The organism is Nocardioides sp. YR527 (assembly GCF_900101045.1).
In the GTDB taxonomy this organism is placed as follows: domain Bacteria; phylum Actinomycetota; class Actinomycetes; order Propionibacteriales; family Nocardioidaceae; genus Nocardioides.
Map to the genome: position 1 here is coordinate 218627 of NZ_FNFN01000006.1, position 19128 is coordinate 237754.

Sequence of the window (19128 nt, forward strand, 5' to 3'; positions counted from 1 at the left end):
CGCCGAGTCGCGCGGATAACAGGTGTGGGGCGCGCCGTCGGTAGGCTGAGGGCATGGCTGTACCCACTTTCGTCGACCGCGTCACCCTCCACGTCGAGGCCGGTCGCGGCGGACATGGGGTGGCGTCGGTGCACCGCGAGAAGTTCAAGCCGCTGGGCGGCCCCGACGGCGGCAACGGCGGGCCCGGAGGCAGCATCATCCTGCGCGTCGACCCCGACGTGACTACGCTGATCGACTACCACCACAGTCCCAAGCGCAAGGCCTCCAACGGCGGCCAGGGCGCCGGTGACCACAAGAACGGCGCCCACGGCGAGGACATGGTGCTCTCCGTCCCCGACGGCACCGTGGTGACCGACATGAGCGGCAACGTACTCGCCGACCTGGTCGGCCCGGGCTCCGAGCTGGTGATCGCCGAGGGCGGCCGTGGCGGGCTCGGCAACGCGGCGCTGGCCTCCTCCAAGCGCAAGGCCCCCGGCTTCGCGCTCCTCGGCGAGCCGGGCGAGGCGCGCGAGATCGGGCTCGAGCTCAAGGTCGTGGCCGACATCGGGCTGGTCGGGTTCCCGAGCGCCGGCAAGTCGTCCCTGATCGCGGCGATCTCGCGCGCGCGGCCGAAGATCGCCGACTACCCGTTCACGACCCTGGTGCCCAACCTCGGTGTCGTGAAGGGCGGCGAGATCACCTTCACCGTCGCCGACGTACCGGGCCTGATCGAGGGTGCCGCCGACGGCCGCGGCCTCGGCCACGAGTTCCTGCGCCACATCGAGCGCTGCGCCGCCCTCGTCCACGTCATCGACACCGCGAGCATCGAGCCGGGCCGCAACCCGATCGACGACCTCGACGTCATCGAGAACGAGCTCTCCCGCCACGGCGGTCTCGAGGACCGGCCCCGGCTGGTCGCGTTGAACAAGGTCGACGTCCCCGACGGCCGCGAGATCGCCGAGATGACGATCGGCGAGTTCGAGAAGCGCGGGATGAAGGTCTTCGAGATCTCCGCGGCCTCCGGTGAGGGCACCCAGCAGCTGATCTACGCGATGGCCGAGCTGGTGGCGGCCTCCCGCAAGGACGTACCGGTGGCCCCGCCGACCCGGATCGTGCTGCGCCCCGAGGGTGCGGAGGGCAAGAACGGCTTCACGGTCAAGGTGTCGAGGAACGGCGAATACCTCGTCCGCGGCCCGCAGCCCGAGCGCTGGGTGCGCCAGACCGACTTCGAGAACGAGGAGGCCGTGGGCTACCTCGCCGACCGCCTCAACCGGCTCGGCGTCGAGATGCGCCTGGTCGAGCTCGGGGCCCAGGAGGGCGACACCGTCATCATCGGCGACCCGGCCAACGCGGTCGTCTTCGACTTCCGCCCCTCGATCGAGACGGGTGCCGAGATGCTCGGCCGCCGCGGCGAGGACCAGCGCTTCTACGAGGAGCGCCCCGCTGCCGCCCGGCGGCGCGAGATCGACGCCGGGATGGAGACCAAGGAAGAGTACGAGGCCCGGGCCGACGTCGCTCGCCGGCTGCGTGACGGGGCCGGCCCGGTGGCGTACGAGATCGGCGGAGAGGACGACCCGGACAGCGACTGGGCCGAGGACGATCCCACGGTCAAGGAGGCCGAGTGAGTCGTGTCCAGGTCACCGGCGCGCGGCGGATCGTCGTCAAGGTCGGTTCCTCGTCACTGACGACCGCGGCCGGCGGCATCGACCCGGGCCGTCTCAGAGGGCTCGTGGACGTCCTCGCCAAGACCCGGGCCGCCGGACAGGAGGTCGTGCTGGTCTCCTCCGGGGCGATCGCGGCCGGGCTGTCGCCGTTGGGGCTGGCGAAGCGTCCGCGGGCGCTGGCCAAGCAGCAGGCGGCGGCGAGCGTGGGTCAGGGGCTGCTGGTCCACCGCTACACCGACGAGCTTGCCCGGCACGGCATCATCGCAGGTCAGGTGCTGCTCACGGTCGATGACCTGAACCGGCGGGCGCACTATCGCAATGCCGACGCGACGCTGTCGAAGCTGCTCGACCTGGGTGTGCTCCCGATCGTCAACGAGAACGACACGGTGGCGACCTCCGAGATCCGGTTCGGTGACAACGACCGGCTCGCGGCGCTGGTGGCCCACCTGGTCAAGGCCGACCTGCTGGTGCTGCTCAGCGACGTCGACGCGCTCTACGACGCACCTCCGTCCCAGCCGGGCTCGCAGCGGATCGACGAGGTCGCCTCGCTGGCCGACCTCGCCGGGGTGACCATCGGCAAGGCCGGTGCCGCCGGAGTCGGCACCGGAGGAATGGTGACCAAGCTGGAAGCCGCCCGGATCGCCGTCGACGACGGTGTTCCGGTCGTGCTGACCTCGGCCGCTCAGGCCGAGGCCGCGCTCGCGGGCGAAACGGTCGGCACCCTGTTCCATGCCGTCGGCAAGCGGCGCCCGGCGCGCCTGCTGTGGCTCCAGCACGCCACCGAGCCGGTCGGCTCGATCACCGTCGACGTCGGCGCGGTCGCCGCGATCAGCAAGCGGGGCGCCTCGCTGCTGGCGGCGGGCGTCACCGGGTATTCCGGGGCGTTCCATGCCGGTGACCCGGTCGACGTCGTCGACCCGTCGGGCGTGGCCGTCGCGCGCGGCCTGGTGAACTACGACGCCGACGAGATCCCGCGGCTGGCCGGGCGTTCCTCCGGCTATCTCGAGGCCAACCTGGGGGCTGCGTACGCCCGGGAGGTCATCCACCGCGACGACCTGGTCGTGCTATGAGCCGAGCCCGGTGGGTGCCGCTGGCGCTGGCGTGGGGAGTACTCGTCCTCTGTGGCCTGCCCGCGTTGGCGATCACGTTCTCCCGGGCGCTGGCGAGCACGGACCTGCGGGCGGTGCGCCTGGCCGCGTTCGCGCCCTTCGGCGTCGGGTTGTACGTCCTGTGCCTGGTCGCGGTCCTGGTGCTGGTCTGGCTGGCCACCGGTCCCGGGCGGATGCGGTTCGCGGTCCTCGCCGGCGTCGTCGCGCTGCTGCTGGCGGTGCACGTGGCCTGGCAGGCGCCGCTCTATGCGGGATCGCGCGCGACCAGCGCCGGTGAGCCGCTGACGGTGATGACCACCAATCTGTTCGAGGGCAAGGGCGAGACCGACGCGGTGGTCGAGGCGGTGCGTGCACACAAGGTCAACGTGCTCGCCATCCAGGAGATCACCCCGGAGGCGTTCGCGGAGCTGTCGAGGACACTGCGCGACCAGCTGCCCTACCGGATCGGCGAGGCCGCCCCCGGCACCACCGGCACGATGCTCTTCGCCGACCAGCCGATCACGAAGTCGCGCCGGATCGAGACGTCGATGGGGTCCTGGGTTGCCGACGTGGGGGAGCGGCGGGTCGTCGTCGCGCATCCGGCGCCGCCCACGCTCGCGTCGTGGCCGGCCGAGCAGGAGCTGATGATCGAGGAGGCGGCCGCCGAGAAACCCGACCTCCTCCTGGGCGACCTGAACGCCTCGCTCGACCACCACACGGTCCGCCGGCTGCTCGACGATGCCGACATGCAGGACGCGGCCCGGGCCAGCAACGCCGGGTGGCAGCCCACCTGGCCGACCGAGGGGTTCGCCGGCGTACCCCTGCCGCCGTCGACCGCGATCGACCACGTCCTGATCGGGGATGACCTGGTCGCGCTGGCGACCGAGACGGTCGAGGTGCCGCGGTCCGACCACCTGGCGCTGGTCGCCTACCTCGGCACTCCGGAGGAATGAGGCTCCGCCGGGCTAGCCGGTCTTGAGCACTCCGAACCACTGCTCCGCGCCGAAGCCCAGGAACCGCTCCACCTCGACGAACCCGAGCTTCCGGGCCAGCCGCAGGGAGCGTTCGTTGGCCACCTGGGTGGTGAGCACGACCGGCTCACCCGGGAGCGTCCTCTCGATCCAACCGAGTGCCGCCCGGGTCGCTTCGGTCGCGATGCCCGCGCCCCACGATGCCGGAAGAAGCTCGTAGCCGAGCTCGACCTCGTCACCCTCCTCGCGTACGTGGTGCGCCCATGCCCGATCCCGCCGCTGGACCGTGATCCTGCCGATGAACTCGCCCGCGTGCTCGACGGCGAAGATTCCGGGCCTGGTGTTCGGATCCTCCGGGATCAGCTGTTCCAACTCTTCTCGGGTGTGCTGCGGGCCGCCGAGGTAGGCCTGCACGGTCTCCGAGGAGAGCAGCTCTGCCAGTCCTGGTCGGTCCTCGGGCTTGGTCTGTCTCAGGATCAGGCGGTCTGTCTTGATCGGGTCTGGGGGCCAAGGCACGTCGCCGAGGGGTTTCATGTCGTTGGACCGTAGCTGGGAATCGGGGTTGGCCAGGGGCTTTTGGGCGTACGTGGGTCGCGGCTCTGGTTCGTCGGATGCGGCTTCTTCGGGGTTGGGCTGGGCCGCCGACCCGTTCTTCGAGGGTCTTATCGACCTGCTCCGGAGTAAAGGACGGCCTTCGGCCGCCGGCTTCGCCGGCCGCTTCGCGGTCCTTGACACCGGACCATGTCGAGATAGATTTGGCTGGCTATCGGGGCGGCGGCCCGAGTGTGGCCGCGGAACACTCACCCACGACAGGTGACCGCTCCGCGCCTAGGCCAGACAAGGTGTCGCTGCGGGGAAGGAAAATTCCTTCCACCCGCCAACCACTCTGGCCCGAGGCGTCTTCTGCGACGAACGAAAATTCGTTCCCCTACCGACCTCGTCTGCCGGCCCGGTTCCTGGGCGAAAAGAAAATTCCTTCCATCGGTCGGCCCGGCCGCCCACGTTCCCAAGCCCCCTCCCAACCCAAGTCTCTGCACCAAACCCCTGCCGCCGACCCCGATATACAGCCAAGATTCTCGACGGAGCCCAGTGTCCAGGATCGCCGCAGGCGACCGGCGAAGCCGGCGGCCGAAGGCCGTCCTTGACTCCGGGATTCGGCGAGAACACCCTCCGAAAACGGGTCGGCGGCCACCAGTTGACGAGATCGCGCGCCACGCGACACCAGCTTGAGATCACACCCTGCCTGCTTGACTGCGACCGTGAACGAAACGGAGGGCCTGACGACGCCGACCAGCATGCTCTGGGAATCGACCGATCCAGATACTGCGCTGACGGAGCGGTTCGGTTTCGCCTCCGAGGCCGACGCGACGGACTGGTTGAGCGGCGTACTGGCCGCGCAGTGGGGGCTGAAGGTGACAGCCTGCGAGCAGCTGGTGATCAGCGATGCCAACTGCCTTGCGTGGATCACTGTCGACGGCTGTCGGATGGTCGCCAAGTGGTCGATGCGGGAACGCGTGTTCGCGCGCTTGGCGGCGATCGCACGACTGACGGTGTGGCTGGGGGAGCGTGGGATACCTGTGTCGATGCCGCAGGCGGCTCGGGACGGCAGGAGCCAGGTGGAGGTCGACGGGTTCTCGCTCGGGCTTCAGAGGGTGGTCGATGGCGAACTGTTGGACATCGCCGATCCCGTCCAGGTCAGGCGTGCGGGCGAGATGCTCGCGAGGATGCATGTTGCGATGGCCGACTATCCGGAGCAGATTCCCACCGACGAGCCACCAGCACCGGGCGCCCAGCTGGTCGGCAACGACTTCAGGTCGGCCAACATCCTCTGGGCACAGGGCAAGGTCGCGGCGGTCCTGGATCTGGAGGAGACCACGTACCGCCGCCGGGTGGACGACGTCGCTCAGGCCGCCGTCCTGCTCGGGACGCGCTATCACGACTGGCGCCCGACACCGGCGGATGTGCGTGAGGCGTTCGTCGAGGCGTACGTCTCGGTTGTTCCGCTGGGGCCGGATGAGGCCGATGCGCTCGAGGAGAGCATCGAAACCCACCTCAGGAGCATCCTGTGGCCGGGGTGATCCGTCAGTCGCCGACGGCGTCGATGCCGCGCTGGACGATGAGGGGGTCGGGGGTGCCGACGACCTCGGGGTCCTTCTCGTCGTAGTCGTGGTGGGCGAGGAAGTAGCGCATCGCGTTGAGGCGGGCGCGCTTCTTGTCGTTGGAGCGGATCGTGGTCCAGGGTGCCCAGTCGGTGTCGGTGCGGCGGAACATCTCCTCCTTGGCGGCGGTGTAGGAGTCCCACTTGTCCAGCGACTGCACATCGATCGGGGAGAGCTTCCACTGCCGCACCGGGTCGATCTGGCGGATGATGAAGCGGGTCCGCTGCTCCGAGCGCCCCACCGAGAACCAGAACTTGGTGAGCGTGATGCCGGAGTCGACGAGCATCCGCTCGAAGAGCGGCACCTGGTGCATGAACTGCTCGTACTGCTCGTCGGAGGCGAAGCCCATGACCCGCTCGACACCGGCGCGGTTGTACCAGGACCGGTCGAAGAGGACCATCTCCCCGGCGGTGGGCAGGTGCTGGACGTAGCGCTGGAAGAACCACTGCTGCGCCTCACGGTCCGACGGCTTGGACAGCGCGACCGTGCGGGCGTAGCGGGGGTTGAGGTGCTCCATGAACCGCTTGATCGTGCCGCCCTTCCCGGCCGCGTCGCGGCCCTCGAAGATCAGCACGTGCTTGCCGCCGACACGGTCGTTCCAGCGCTGGAACTTCAGCAGCTCGACCTGGAGGAGGTACTTCTGCTCGTCGTAGACCTCGCGGGCGATCCGCTCGGTGTAGGGATAGCTCTCGCGCCAGGTGTCGACGGCCTTGCCGGCCGGATCCAGGAGCACCGGGTCGTCATCGTGATCCTCGCCGATGGTGTGACCCTCGGTGATCAGGTTGTCGATGTATTCGCGGAATCCCTGGGACATGTTCACGACCTTAGGCAGAGGAGATGAACTGGCGGCGACGTTTCAGCAAGCATCGCCATGGGGCCGTAACCTTGGTAGACGATGAATGCCCGGACCGTCTACCTGGACCACGCCGCCACGACGCCCATGGCCTCGACGGCGATCGAGGCGATGACCGCGGAGCTGGCGCTGGTCGGCAACGCGAGCTCGCTGCACGCATCGGGTCGCCGTGCCCGCCGGGTGCTGGAGGAGTCCCGAGAACGGATCGCGGCGGCGCTCGGGTCCCGGCCGGGTGAGGTCGTCTTCACCTCCGGTGGCACCGAGGCCGACAACCTCGCCCTCAAGGGTGCCTACTGGGCGCGCCGCGGGCAGGACCCGGCGCGCACCCGGATCCTGGCCTCCACCGTCGAGCACCACGCCGTGCTCGACCCGCTGCACTGGCTGGAGTCGACCGAGGGCGCCCACGTCGAGCTGATCCCGTGCGACGAGACCGGCCTCGTCGACCTCGCTGCGATGAAGGACGCCATCGAGCGCGACCCGGGCTCGGTCGCGGTCATCTCGGTGATGTGGGCCAACAACGAGGTCGGCACGCTGCAGCCGATCCCTGACATCGCCGAGCTGGCCGCCGCGCACGGCATCCCGGTCCACACCGACGCCGTCCAGGCGGTCGGCGCGGTGCCGGTCGACTTCGCCACCAGCGGCGTCGACGCGCTCTCCCTGACCGGCCACAAGCTCGGCGGCCCGGTGGGCGCCGGGGCGCTCGTCGTGCGCCGCGAGCTCGAGCTGACCGCGCTCGTCCACGGCGGTGGCCAGGAGCGAGACGTACGCAGCGGCACCCATGCGACCGCGGCCATCGTCGGCTTCGCGGCAGCCGTCGAGCTCGCGGTCAAGGAGCAGGAGGCGTACGCGACCAGGGTCGGTGCCCTGCGCGACCAGCTGGTCGCGCAGGTGCTGGCGGTCGTGCCCGACTCCCACCTCAACGGCCCACCGCTGGAACCGCTGGGTCGCCACCGGCTCCCCAACAACGCCCAGATCGCCTTCCCCGGGTGCGAGGGCGACTCGCTGCTGATGCTGCTCGACGCCGCCGGGGTCGAGTGCTCGACCGGTGCGGCCTGCTCGGCCGGCGTACCTCAGGCCTCTCATGTCCTCCTCGCCATGGGGCAGAGCGACGAGCAGGCGCGCTCCTCGCTGCGCTTCTCGCTCGGCCACACCACGACCACCGAGGACGTGGACCGGCTGGTCGCGGCGATCGGACCGGCAGTCGAGCGCGGCCGCGCGGCGGGGTTGCAGCGATGAGGATCGTCGCCGCCATGTCGGGAGGGGTGGACTCCGCCGTCGCCGCCGCACGAGCGAAGGAAGCCGGTCACGACGTCACCGGCGTCCACCTGGCGCTCTCGCGCAACCCGGCGTCCTACCGTTCGGGCGCACGCGGGTGCTGCACGATCGAGGACTCCAACGACGCCCGCCGGGCCGCCGACGTGATCGGGATCCCGTTCTACGTCTGGGACCTCTCCGACCGCTTCCACGAGGACGTGGTCGAGGACTTCATGTCGGAGTACGCCGAGGGGCGCACGCCCAACCCGTGCCTGCGCTGCAACGAGAAGATCAAGTTCGCCGCTGTGCTGGACCGGGCGCTCGCGCTCGGCTTCGACGCCGTCGCGACCGGCCACTACGCGACGCTTCGCAGCGGCGCCGACGGGCTCGTCGAGCTGCACCGAGCCGTCGACGCCGGCAAGGACCAGTCCTACGTGCTCGGGGTGCTCGACCAGGCCCAGCTCGAGCACTCGCTGTTCCCGCTCGGCGACACCCCCAAGCCGCTGGTGCGTGAGGAGGCCGCTCGCCGTGGCCTGCTCGTCGCCGACAAGCCCGACTCCCACGACATCTGCTTCGTCGCCGACGGCGACAACGCCGGCTGGCTGCGCGAGAAGCTGGGCGAGCGGGCACCGAACGGGTCCGGGCCCATCGTCGACGAGACGGGTGAGGTCCTGGGCGAGCACCAGGGGACGTACGCCTACACCATTGGGCAGCGCAAGGGCCTCCGCCTCGGCAAGCCGGCGCCGGACGGGAAGCCGAGGTTCGTGCTCGACATCGAGCCGGTCTCCGGCACCGTCACCGTCGGACCCCGGGAGCACCTGGCCGTCGACGGGCTCTCCGGGATCCGGCCGCGGTGGGCAGGGCGCGCGCCCGAGGGCGTCCTCGAGGGCACCGTCCAGCTGCGAGCACACGGCGACGAGCACCGGGCCCGGGTGACCGTGGTCCCCGAAGGAGCCGAGATCGAACTGCTCGACCCCGCCTACGGCATCGCGCCGGGCCAGGCCGCGGTCATCTACGAGGGCACCCGCGTCGTCGGCTCGGTCACCATCTCCACGACCCGCCGGGTGGCTCTCGCCCAGGAAATTCGATGACAGCGGCCACCGGGGTCGGGTCGCTGCCTGGTGAGGACTACGCAGAGGCCTGCCGCGTCGTGCTCGGTGAGCTCACCGACCTGCCGCACCTGCCCGAGCTGCCCGCGCGTGGCGCGATCGCGAACATGACCGGCCGGGCGCTGGCGGTGCTCGAGGGACTCGACGCCGACCTGCAGCCCGCAGGCTGGCGCCTGACCGGCACCTCCGGTTCCGCCGGAATCGACCACCGGCGCGCCCGCAGCCTGCTCGCCCAGGACCTCGACACCGTCGAGGAGCTGGTCCAGGACTCTCCGCTCGCCTCCGGCGGCGGTGCGTTCAAGATCCAGGTCACCGGACCGTGGACCCTCGCCGCCACCGTCGAGCGGCCGCGCGGTGACAAGCTGCTCGCCGACCACGGCGCGCGGCGTGACCTGGCGCAGGCGCTGGCCGACGGCGTACGCACCCACATCCGTGACGTACGCCGCCGCCTCCCGGGCGCGGACACCCTGGTCGTCCAGGTCGACGAGCCGGCGCTGAGTGCCGTGCTCAACGCCCAGGTACCGACCGCCTCGGGGTTCGGCAAGCACCGCAGCATCGATCTCCCCGAGGCCTCCCAGGCGCTGGAGTGGGTGCTCGGCGCGATCGCGGAGGAGGGCGCGACCCCGTGGGTGCACTCGTGCGCGCCCGGGACGCCGCTGGGCCTGCTCCGCAAGTCCGGCGCGACGGGGATCAGCGTCGACCTGACCCAGCTCACCGCGGCCGACCAGGACGAGCTGGCCACCGCCCTGGAGGCCGGGGACACGGTCGCTCTCGGTGTGGTCCCCGCGGTCGCGCCGGCAGGCACCGCGCCCACCGACAAGTCGGTCACCGAGACCGTGGAGCGCTGGCTCGACATGCTCGGGCTGGATGCCGCCTACGACATCGTGCTGACGCCCGCGTGCGGCCTCGCCGGTGCCGATGGGCGATGGGCTCGCACCGTCCTGCGCATCCTCACCGAAAGCGCGCGCCACCTGGCGTAGATTCCCCTCATGCGACGACGGGGGATGGCTCTGCTGGCTGCGACCGCTCTGTGTGCCGGGCTGGTCGCCGGCTGCGGCAGCAGTTCGACCGAGGCGGACGACAGCGCCAGCGAGGAACCTACGGTCGCGCCGTCGGTGAGCATCGACCCGGCCGACCTGAAGCCCGGCAACCAGCCCGCGACCCCCGAGGCGATCGCTGCGATCACGCTCCAGCGTGTGCCGGTCGAACCGGAGACGTTCGAGGGTGGCGACCTCTACTTCGAGCGGGACGAGGTCGGCACCGTCCTCCTGTGGGGAGCCGATCACTCGCTGGAGGTGAAGGCCGGTCCGGTCGACGACGACCTCCTCTCGACCTGGTGCCGCGACGGGATGTCGGGCTGTGTCGAGGTGAAGGCCGCGACCGGCACGGCCACCGTCGCCTGGGACCTCGCCACCGACGACGGCACCCCCGGTCAGCTGATGGTCTCCTACGCCTCCGGAGGGGAGGAGCGCCGGGCCGCCTACGTCGGCGAGAAGATCACCGGCGACCCCCGCAAGCTGGACCTCGAGGTCAGCGTCGACGATCTGGTCGCACTGGTCACCGACCCGCGTCTCGGCACGAAGACGACCACGAAGCTGACGAAGGCACAGGTCAGCGGCTTTCCCACGGCCGGCGCCAACGGCACCGACGAGGTCGCGCTGACCGCCGGGGCGATCGCGGCGGGACTGCTCGAGACCAAGGCGTACGCCGACATCGACTCCTTCGAGAAGGCCGACGTCTCGGCCTACGGCAAGGGTGCCTTCGGTGTCGTCGGTACCACCCCCGGCGGCGGCACCGTCACCGCGGTCCACGCCCCGAACCTGCCCGCCGAGAAGCGGAAGTGTCCCTCGACGCTCACCTGCTCCAAGGGTGACACCGACGGCTACGACGGCTGGACCGACGGGTTGGCCGAGACCGTCCGCTGCCATCCGGCGGAGGGGGACGCCCGTGCCTTCTGCGCGGTCGTACGCCAGCAGGCGCCCGCTCCGTTCCCCGGGGACGACCTCGACCCGGTCCTCGCCGGACTCGAGACGGCCCTGGAGACGCTGTGGCCGACCGTTGCGGCCGAGACCGCCGCTCGGGGTGAGTCGCTGGTCGGCTGAGCGCCCTCAGCGTCCTGCGACCCGCTGGCCCTCGTAGGCCTGGGATCGCTGGCTCGGCGGGGCGAACGACTCCGGCGGTCGCGGCTGACGATGGCTCGGCTGGGGGACCGGCTGGGGGACCGGCTGCTGCGGCAGCTGCTGCTGACGAGCCGCGTGCTGGGGAGCCGCGTGCTGGGGAGCCGCGTGCTGCGGTGCTGCGTGCTGCGGTGCTGCGTGCTGCGGTGCTGCGTGTTGCGGGGCCGCATGCTGGGAGGCTGCTGCGTGCTGAGGAGCCGGCTGGCGGCGGTTCGGCTGACGCTGGATCGACGGCTGCGCGTCCGGCAGACGGCGCGGAAGCTCGGTCTCGTGACGAGGCGGCTGGGGCTGATGCTGCGCGGGATACTGGGGCTGCCGCTGCGGCTGGCGCGGATGGGCCGGGTAGGGCCCCGACGCCTGCCGGGGGTCGGACGGATAGCGCGGAGGCGCCTGCGCGTAGCTCGGCTCGTCCCACTCCGGGTCGCGCCTGCGGCGTCCGGAGAGCATGGCGACCGCAGCGCCCACGAGAGCGAGGACGATCATCGAGGCGACGATGATCCAGGTCAGCGCGCCGACGCCGTCCTCCTCGGCGGAGGCCGCCTTCTTCACGGCTCCCGCCGCCGGGGCGCAACCGCTCTGGACGCACTCGCCGTCGCTCGGGGTGCCGGTCACGACGAACGAGATCCCGCGGTTCACCGAGCCCTGGAAGGTGATGGTGTGCTTGCCGAGGCCGATGTCCTTGGGAAGCCGGCCGGACCACTTCGCGACGCCGTGACCGTTGGCCTTGACGCTGGTCGAGAGGACCAGCGGGGTCGAGTAGACGACGACTCGGATGCCGGTCTCGTTGGGCTTGAACCCGGACGCCTCGGCGTGGATGACGTCCTCGGCGTCCACGGAACCGTCGTCGACCCCGGTGAGGGTCACGCCCTTGGCGGTCGGCGGCTCCTCGGGCGCGACCCACGGCTTCTTGGACGCCTTGGCCTTCGGCTTGTCGCCGGAGCCGGCACCGGCACCATCGCCGGACTCGCCACCGGCGGGGCGGCCCGAGGTCGTACCGCCGCCGGCTCCCGAGCCGGAGCCCGAACCCGAGCCCGAGCCGGATCCGTCGGAGGATCCGGTGTCGTCCGAGGGCTCGTCCGGGGTCGGCGAGCTGCTGGGCTGGGCGAGTGCCTCGAAGTCGAAGGGGATCTTCGCCTGCCTCGACTCGGAGGAGTCGTAGATGTCGCGGCCGCCACCACGCATGGTCATGATCTGGTAGCTGGTGTCCGGGTCGAGCTGGGCGACCTGGGCGGCGTCGAGGGTGAACCGGTAGGTCCAGTCCTCGGGGTCGTCCGGGTTGATGACGACCGACTTGATGAATGTGTTCCTGGTGCCGGAGCCGAGGTAGCCGGAGGGGTTGAGCGCGATCTCGATGCCGGGTGTCTTGCCGTTGTAGTCGGTGCCGTGGACATCGATCACCACGCCGTCCTTCGACTGCGACACGAGCGAGATCTCGAGGGCAGCGTTGGAGAAGACGCTCCCCAGTCCGAGCGCGTACGTAGCGCCGACCGGAGCCATCACGATTGCGAGCGCGACCGACAGCGTCACCACGATCCGAGAGAACACGCAGACCTCACAAGGCGGTCAATGGGGGACTGGTGTCGGCCCGCCTTGCCCGACTCGGGAGGAAGGTAGCCCTCTTTACCTCCCGTCGTGACCCGCGTCACCCAGGTGTTGATCGGTTGCATCGATATTGAGGGGGTTGAGTGTCGTTCGGGTCGAGGAAACGCCGAAAACGCCCGGGTGGGTATGGCGTCGAGAAATGTCGGCGGGACCAGGCAAGATGGTGCCTGTGAACGATGACGTGACCGACGCGGGCCCCGAGCAGAAGAACGAGCACCAGGAGCTCGCCGAGCAGATCGAGGACGCTCGCTACCGCTACTTCGTGCTCGACGAGCCGACGCTCTCCGACGCCGACTACGACCAGAAGTGGCGGCGGATCAACGAGCTCGAGGAGCAGTTCCCCGAGCTGCGCACCCCCGACTCGCCGACCCAGAAGGTCGGTGGCACGTTCTCGACGGAGTTCACCGCGGTCGACCACCTGCAGCGGATGGAGTCGCTCGACAACGTCTTCTCCTTCGACGAGCTCGCCGGCTGGCACGCCCGGGTCGCCAAGGACGGCGCCGGGCAAGCCGAGCTGCTGTGCGAGCTCAAGGTCGACGGACTGGCCATCAACCTGCTCTACGAGAAGGGCCGCCTGGTCCGGGCGCTGACCCGTGGCGACGGCCGCACCGGTGAGGACGTCACTCCGAACGTACGCACCATCAAGTCCATCCCGCACCGGCTCACCGGCACCGACGAGTTCCCGGTGCCCGACCTCGTCGAGGTGCGCGGCGAGGTCTTCTTGTCCATCGAGGCCTTCGACAAGCTCAATGCCTCGCTGGTCGACGCGGGCAAGCCGATGTTCGCCAACCCGCGCAACTCCGCCGCCGGGTCGCTGCGCCAGAAGGACCCGCGGGTGACCGCGACCCGCGCGCTCGGGATGGTCTGCCACGGCATCGGCGCCCGGGAGGGCTTCCAACCGGTCGCCCAGTCGCATGCGTACGACGCCCTGAAGGCCTGGGGGCTGCCCACCTCCAAGCGGGTCAAGGTGCTCAAGAGCCTCGCCGAGGTCGAGGAGTTCATCAGCTACTTCGGCGAGCACCGCCACGACGTCACCGAGCACGAGATCGACGGGGTCGTCATCAAGGTCGACGACATCTCGCTGCAGCGCCGCCTCGGCTCGACCAGCCGCGCGCCACGGTGGGCGATCGCCTACAAGTACCCGCCGGAGGAGGTCAACGCCAAGCTGCTCGCCATCGACGTCGGCGTGGGCCGCACCGGCCGGGTCACGCCGTTCGGCGTCATGGAGCCGACCAAGGTCGCCGGCTCGACCGTCGAGCGCGCGACGCTCCACAACGCCCACGAGGTCAAGCGGAAGGACGTACGCCCCGGCGACACCATCATCCTTCGCAAGGCCGGCGACGTCATCCCGGAGATCCTCGGCCCGGTGCTGCCGCTGCGGCCCGAGGGGCTGCCGGAGTGGGTGATGCCCACCGAGTGCCCCGCGTGCGGCACCACGCTCGCCGAGCAGAAGGAGGGCGACAAGGATCTGCGCTGCCCCAACCACCGGGGCTGCCCGGCGCAGGTGCGGGAGCGGGTCTTCTTCGCCTCCGGGCGGGGTGCCTTCGACATCGAGGGGATGGGCTACGAGGCGGCGGACGCGCTGCTGGCCGCCGAGGTGATCACCAACGAGGGCGACATCTTCTCGCTCGACGAGGCCAAGCTGGCCACGACCGCGTTCTTCACGCGCGCCGCGAAGAAGGCCGAGAAGGAGGCCGGCGCCGGCGACCGGGTGCTCAACGCCAACGCCGCCGGGCTGCTGGCCAACCTGGAGGAGCGCAAGCAGGTCCCGCTGTGGCGGGTGCTGGTCGCGCTCTCCATCCGCCATGTCGGCCCGTCCGCGGCCCGGGCGCTGGCCACCGAGTTCGGCTCGCTCGACGCCATCTGGGCCGCCTCCCAGGAGGAGCTGGCCGGCACCGAGGGCGTCGGCGGGATCATCGCCGAGGCCATCGTCGAGTGGCGCCAGGTCGACTGGCACCAGGAGATCGTGGACAAGTGGCGCGACGCCGGGGTCTCTCTCGCCGACGAGCGCGACGAGTCGGTGGCGCGCACCCTCGAGGGCCTGACCATCGTCGTCACCGGCTCGCTCGTGGACTTCTCCCGCGACGGCGCCAAGGAGGCGATCATCAGCCGCGGCGGCAAGGCCGCGGGCTCGGTCTCCAAGAAGACCGACTACGTCGTGGTCGGCGAGAGTGCCGGCTCCAAGGCCGCCAAGGCCGAGGAGCTGGGCCTCCCGATCCTCGACGAGGCGGCGTTCAAGGTCCTGCTGGAGTCCGGCCCGAATGGACTCAGCTAGAAAATACCCCCCATAGTGTGGCGTCGTGCTCGATGCCCTTCCCCCACTCCTCACGGTCGCCGCGGTCCTGCTGGTCCCGGCGACCGTGCTGTTGTTCACGATCCGTACGCCGCGCACCGGCTCGCTCGCGGCTGCCACGGCGATCCAGGTGGCGATCCTCACCGCGGTGGTCGCCCTCGGGATCGGTCTGCTGCTCGGCCAGGACATCGTCAGGGCCGTGATCGGCGGCCTCGTCCTCGGTGCCTCGCTGCTGGCCTGGCTGCCCGCGGCGCGGGACTGGGACGTACGCGGCCTGGTCGCCTGGGCGCTCACCATCGACGTGGGCCTGCTCTACCTGACCTATGTGGGGCTGTGGACGGTCACGACCCACCCCGGGGTGTGGACGACGACGCTGTCGAGCGTGCTGTGGCTGCTGGAGGTCTTCGTCTTCCTGATCGGCGTCGGCTACCTGTGGGAGATGGTCGACGTGCTCGCCCGGCGCCGCTGGCGCGGATGGCCGACACGGGGTGAGCACCACCCGGGCTGGGGCCGGCCGTTCGTGAGCCTGCACGTCCCGACCCACAACGAGCCGCCCGAGATGGTCATCGAGACGCTCCAGCGGATGCTCGAGCTGGACTACGACGCGTACGAGATCCTGGTCATCGACAACAACACCGACGACCCCGCGTTGTGGCGGCCGGTGCAGGACTTCTGCGAGCAGTACGACGGCGTCACCTTCATCCACCTGGCGAACTGGCCGGGGTTCAAGTCCGGGGCTCTCAACTACGCGCTGACCAGGATGAACCCGCTCACCGAGGTCGTCGGGATCGTCGACGCCGACTACCACGTCGCCCCGGACTTCCTGGCCCACAACGCCCCGCTGTTCACCGACGAGTCGGTGGCCTTCGTGCAGACGCCGCAGGACTACCGGGACTGGGACGTCTCGCCCTACTTCCGCCGCCTCTACCACTCCTACGGCTACTTCTTCGACGTCAGCCAGGTCTCCCGCAACGAGCGCAACGGCGCCATCTTCGGCGGCACCATGGGGCTCATCCGGGCCTCCGCGCTGGTCCGCTCCGGCGGCTGGGACGAGTGGTGCATCACCGAGGACGCCGAGCTGTCGCTGCGGCTGCTGAAGATGGGCTACAACGGGATGCACGTCGACCGCTCCTACGGCCGCGGTGTGATGCCGCTGACCTTCGAGACGCTCAAGAAGCAGCGGTTCCGGTGGTGCTTCGGCGGCATCCAGATCCTGCGGATGCACTGGCGCTCGCTGCTGCCCGGGCAACGCACCGAGGACAACCAGCTGACGATGGCGCAGCGCTGGGCCTACCTCGTCGGCGGGCTGCAGTGGTTCGGTGACCTCGCCGGTGCTCTGTTCACCTTCTTCCTGATCTCGGGTGCGCTCGACCTGATGCTCGGCGGGGGTCTGGTCGTACGCCGCCTCTCCGGGCTCCTCCTGTTCGCCACCGTCGCGCTGGTGCTCTTCGGTGCGGCCCGCTCGATCGCGCTGGTCCGGCTCCGTGGTGGTGCCTCCTGGGCTGACGCGCTCGGTGCCTTCGGGCTCTGGCTCGCCCTCGGGGTGACCGTCACGCGGGCCTCCTGGCTCGGACTGGTCTCGCGGGAGGGCACGTTCCTGCGTACGCCGAAGATCAAGGGGCAGCCACGGGTGCGCGACGTGGTGCGGGGCAACCTGGTGGAGACCTTCGCCGCCGCGGCCTGCCTTCTCATGGCGGTCCTGGTCGGCGTGACCGGTGGGGCCACTGGGGTCGCCATCGCGGCGCTGCTCGCCTTCCAGGGAGTCGGCTACGCGCTGGCACCGATCAACAGCTGGGCGGCGATCCGCAGTGACCTGCCCGCCGACCTGCGCCGCCGCCGCGAGCGGATCTGGGCCTGGAGCGCGGCCGCGGCCGCCCCCGCGGCCCGGCGCGGTGGGCTGGTACTGGCCTTCACCTCGGTGCTGCTCGCCGGGCTGGTCGCGCTCGCGGCGCCGGTGGGCAGCCCGAAGGTGCCCGAGGTCGGCGACGTCCACGGGGCGCTCGAGAAGAAGCGGCAGGCCGAGGACGAGGAGGCGTCGACCGAGCGGAGCCCGGCTCCGGAGACCAGCGTGGACCCGACCCAGGCACCGGAGAGCACTCCGAGCCAAACCGGTGCCACGGCCAGCACTCAGCCGACCGAGGCCGCCGACCCGACCCCGTCGACCGACCCCACCCGCGGGGCCGACCCGACCCAGGCCGCGTCCGGTCAGCCCGGCTCGGCCGGCAGGCCTACCGACAAGCCGTCCAACGGCGGAGGCCCGAAAAAGACGCAGTAGGCCCGCAGGCGGGTCAGGACTGGTTCATCGTCCCGCTGATGGTCGAGACGCGCTTCTCGAGGGTGATCGGGGCGTCGGTGCACCCCTGGCCGACCTCGTCGCAGGTCTCCACCTTCGTCCCGGTCGCCCGGATCAGCTGCCCCTCGGAGGTCCAGCCGATCTGGTCGCCGAGCGCGACGGCGGTCTCGGTGCCCTGTCCGAGGTCGTGGATCGGCGCGGTGGCCGTTTCGTAGCGGCAGTTGTCGTTCTCGTCGCACATCGCGTAGGGAGCGGCCAAGGCGTGGTTGCCGTCGGGCGAGAGTTGGAGCCTGAAGAGACCGTCGGGGGAGTCGGAGGAGCGAGTGGTCAGGAGCACGTCGCCGGTGGCCACCTCGACGACTTTCTTGGTCTCGCCGGTGGGATCCTGGGTCACGGCGCGGCCGTTGATCACCTCGGTGGTGTAGCTGCCTGGAAGCCCCTTCGAGGTGGAGACCTGCCCGGCACGCCATTCGACGTCGAGGGTGCGGTCGTCGAGGGCGACGTAGGCGTGCTCACCGTCGACGGCCACCGGCGGGGTCGTCCAGCCCGCCCAGGTGTACGTCCCGGAGACCGGGACGTCGGCGACCTTCTCGCCGGTGCCGAGGTCGACGACGCGCACCAGCCAGCCGTCGCCGTCCTCGACGGTCCAGGAGACGTAGGGCGAGTCGGGGTCGGTCCCGATCAGCCGGTCGCTCACGTCGCCGAGGTCGAGCGGCTGTACGCCGGCCGTCGTGATCAGCGAGAGGCGTGCGTTGGACTGCGTGCTCCGGGCCAGCAGGCCTACGGAGGTGTAGCGCAGGTCGTTCACCGTGCCGCCGTACGTCACCACGCTCCCGTCGCCGAAGTGGACGCTGTCGCCCTCGGCGACGGCCCAGCCCCGGGGGTCGCCCTGGGCCGCGGCGATGTGGGGCTCGTCGCCGCCGAGCGTCCCGCTCAGGGCGTACGTCCCGACCGCGCCGGCCATCACCAGTGCTGCCGTGCCGGCGAACCAGCGGGCCCGTCGGCGCCGGCGGACGGTGCGGGTGCGGTGGTGGAGCTCGTCGGTGGCCAGACGAGGGACGGACACCTCGTTGGCGGCGTCGCGGAGCAGCGTGCGCAGGTCGTTGTCGGTCATGGGGTCACCTCCAGGGTGAGAGTCGGGTCGCCGAGGATGGTGCGGAGCTTGTCGAGGGCGAAGGAGGTCTGGCTCTTCACGGTGCCCTCCGAGCAGCCGAGGACGGCCGCGGTGCGGCGTACGTCGAGGTCCTCGTAGAAGCGGAGGACCACGACGGCGCGCTGGCGCGGGGGCAGCGCGGCGACCGCGTCGAGCAGCACCGAGCGGGTGGTCGGGTCGGTCTCGTGGCCGAGGTCGGGGAGGACCTCGGTGGGCTTCTCGCGGTTCCACGAAGCCTTCCGGAACCAGCTCATCGCGGTGTTGAACAGCACCTGCCTGGCGTAGGCGGGGGCGGCTTCGAGGGTGCGCACCCGGCCCCAGTTGCCGAAGGTCTTCGCCAGCGCCGTCTGGACCAGGTCCTCCGCGCTGGCGTGGTCCCCGACGAGCAGGTAGGCAGAGCGATAGAGCCGTGGCCAGGCAACCTGGGCGAACTCGTCGAACTGCTCCTTGGTTGGGGGTCTCGCCATCGATCCATCCGATCTCTCGAGCCGATTGTCAGGGTTGAGGACGCGGTGGGGCCACTGATCGGTTGT

Annotated in this window: 15 protein-coding genes; 10 read left to right on the forward strand and 5 right to left on the reverse strand. The window is 70.7% G+C overall.

The features are described 5' to 3' along the window. The first annotated feature begins 53 nt into the window (after nt 1–53). Genes obgE through BLT25_RS19425 form a run of 3 tightly spaced genes read left to right on the forward strand, consistent with a single transcriptional unit; the run spans nt 54 to nt 3684 of the window. Nucleotides 54–1604: a GTPase ObgE gene (gene obgE, locus BLT25_RS19415; protein ID WP_091049342.1), complete on the forward strand. Its 1551-nt coding sequence runs from the start codon at nt 54–56 to the stop codon at nt 1602–1604. Further along, the gene (gene proB / locus BLT25_RS19420) at nt 1601–2713 is read left to right on the forward strand and encodes a glutamate 5-kinase (RefSeq protein ID WP_091049344.1); all 1113 of its coding nucleotides are present in this window, start codon (nt 1601–1603) and stop codon (nt 2711–2713) included. Before obgE ends, proB begins: the two co-directional genes overlap by 4 nt. Continuing rightward, complete coding sequence (locus tag BLT25_RS19425; protein ID WP_091049347.1) at nt 2710–3684, forward strand: endonuclease/exonuclease/phosphatase family protein; 975 nt, start codon at nt 2710–2712, stop codon at nt 3682–3684. Before proB ends, BLT25_RS19425 begins: the two co-directional genes overlap by 4 nt. 12 nt (nt 3685–3696) lie before the next feature. Here BLT25_RS19425 and BLT25_RS19430 read toward each other — a convergent pair whose 3' ends face one another. Continuing rightward, nucleotides 3697–4236, reverse strand: coding sequence for a GNAT family N-acetyltransferase (locus BLT25_RS19430; RefSeq protein WP_091049348.1), 540 nt, complete (start codon nt 4234–4236; stop codon nt 3697–3699). A gap of 725 nt (nt 4237–4961) precedes the next feature. Here BLT25_RS19430 and BLT25_RS19435 point away from each other — a divergent pair. After that, nucleotides 4962–5780: a phosphotransferase enzyme family protein gene (locus tag BLT25_RS19435; protein WP_091049351.1), complete on the forward strand. Its 819-nt coding sequence runs from the start codon at nt 4962–4964 to the stop codon at nt 5778–5780. Nucleotides 5781–5784: 4 nt separating this feature from the next. On the opposite strand, the gene ppk2 is transcribed toward BLT25_RS19435, so the two are convergent. Then, nucleotides 5785–6675 (reverse strand): polyphosphate kinase 2, encoded by an 891-nt coding sequence (ppk2, locus tag BLT25_RS19440; protein ID WP_091049355.1) that lies wholly within the window; start codon nt 6673–6675, stop codon nt 5785–5787. Nucleotides 6676–6756: 81 nt separating this feature from the next. Here ppk2 and BLT25_RS19445 point away from each other — a divergent pair, with 81 nt between their 5' ends. The 4 genes from BLT25_RS19445 to BLT25_RS19460 are packed head-to-tail and all read left to right on the forward strand — an operon-like array spanning nt 6757 to nt 11179. After that, a complete protein-coding gene (locus tag BLT25_RS19445) occupies nt 6757–7950 on the forward strand; it encodes a cysteine desulfurase family protein (RefSeq protein ID WP_091049357.1) in 1194 nt (397 codons plus the stop codon). After that, nucleotides 7947–9059: a tRNA 2-thiouridine(34) synthase MnmA gene (gene mnmA / locus BLT25_RS19450; protein WP_091049359.1), complete on the forward strand. Its 1113-nt coding sequence runs from the start codon at nt 7947–7949 to the stop codon at nt 9057–9059. The genes BLT25_RS19445 and mnmA overlap by 4 nt, the downstream gene beginning before the upstream one ends. Beyond that, nucleotides 9056–10057, forward strand: coding sequence for a uroporphyrinogen decarboxylase/cobalamine-independent methonine synthase family protein (locus tag BLT25_RS19455; RefSeq protein WP_091049362.1), 1002 nt, complete (start codon nt 9056–9058; stop codon nt 10055–10057). Before mnmA ends, BLT25_RS19455 begins: the two co-directional genes overlap by 4 nt. A 9-nt stretch (nt 10058–10066) precedes the next feature. After that, the gene (locus BLT25_RS19460; RefSeq protein ID WP_143033797.1) at nt 10067–11179 is read left to right on the forward strand and encodes a hypothetical protein; all 1113 of its coding nucleotides are present in this window, start codon (nt 10067–10069) and stop codon (nt 11177–11179) included. A gap of 6 nt (nt 11180–11185) precedes the next feature. Here the strand turns inward: BLT25_RS19460 and BLT25_RS19465 are convergent, their stop codons facing one another. Further along, on the reverse strand, nt 11186–12784 hold the full coding sequence (locus BLT25_RS19465) for a single stranded DNA-binding domain-containing protein (RefSeq protein WP_176884062.1): 1599 nt from the start codon (nt 12782–12784) through the stop codon (nt 11186–11188). A gap of 232 nt (nt 12785–13016) precedes the next feature. Here BLT25_RS19465 and ligA point away from each other — a divergent pair, with 232 nt between their 5' ends. Together ligA and BLT25_RS19475 are read left to right on the forward strand one after the other, a co-directional pair. Next, nucleotides 13017–15131 (forward strand): NAD-dependent DNA ligase LigA, encoded by a 2115-nt coding sequence (ligA, locus tag BLT25_RS19470; protein ID WP_371113350.1) that lies wholly within the window; start codon nt 13017–13019, stop codon nt 15129–15131. A gap of 25 nt (nt 15132–15156) precedes the next feature. Continuing rightward, the gene (locus BLT25_RS19475) at nt 15157–17424 is read left to right on the forward strand and encodes a glycosyltransferase family 2 protein (RefSeq protein ID WP_091049371.1); all 2268 of its coding nucleotides are present in this window, start codon (nt 15157–15159) and stop codon (nt 17422–17424) included. A gap of 13 nt (nt 17425–17437) precedes the next feature. Here the strand turns inward: BLT25_RS19475 and BLT25_RS19480 are convergent, their stop codons facing one another. Further along, entirely contained in the window at nt 17438–18556 is a 1119-nt protein-coding gene (locus BLT25_RS19480) for a hypothetical protein (RefSeq protein WP_091049374.1), read from the reverse strand. Beyond that, a complete protein-coding gene (locus tag BLT25_RS19485) occupies nt 18553–19062 on the reverse strand; it encodes a SigE family RNA polymerase sigma factor (protein ID WP_091049377.1) in 510 nt (169 codons plus the stop codon). The genes BLT25_RS19480 and BLT25_RS19485 overlap by 4 nt, the downstream gene beginning before the upstream one ends. Nucleotides 19063–19128: the final 66 nt, after the last annotated feature.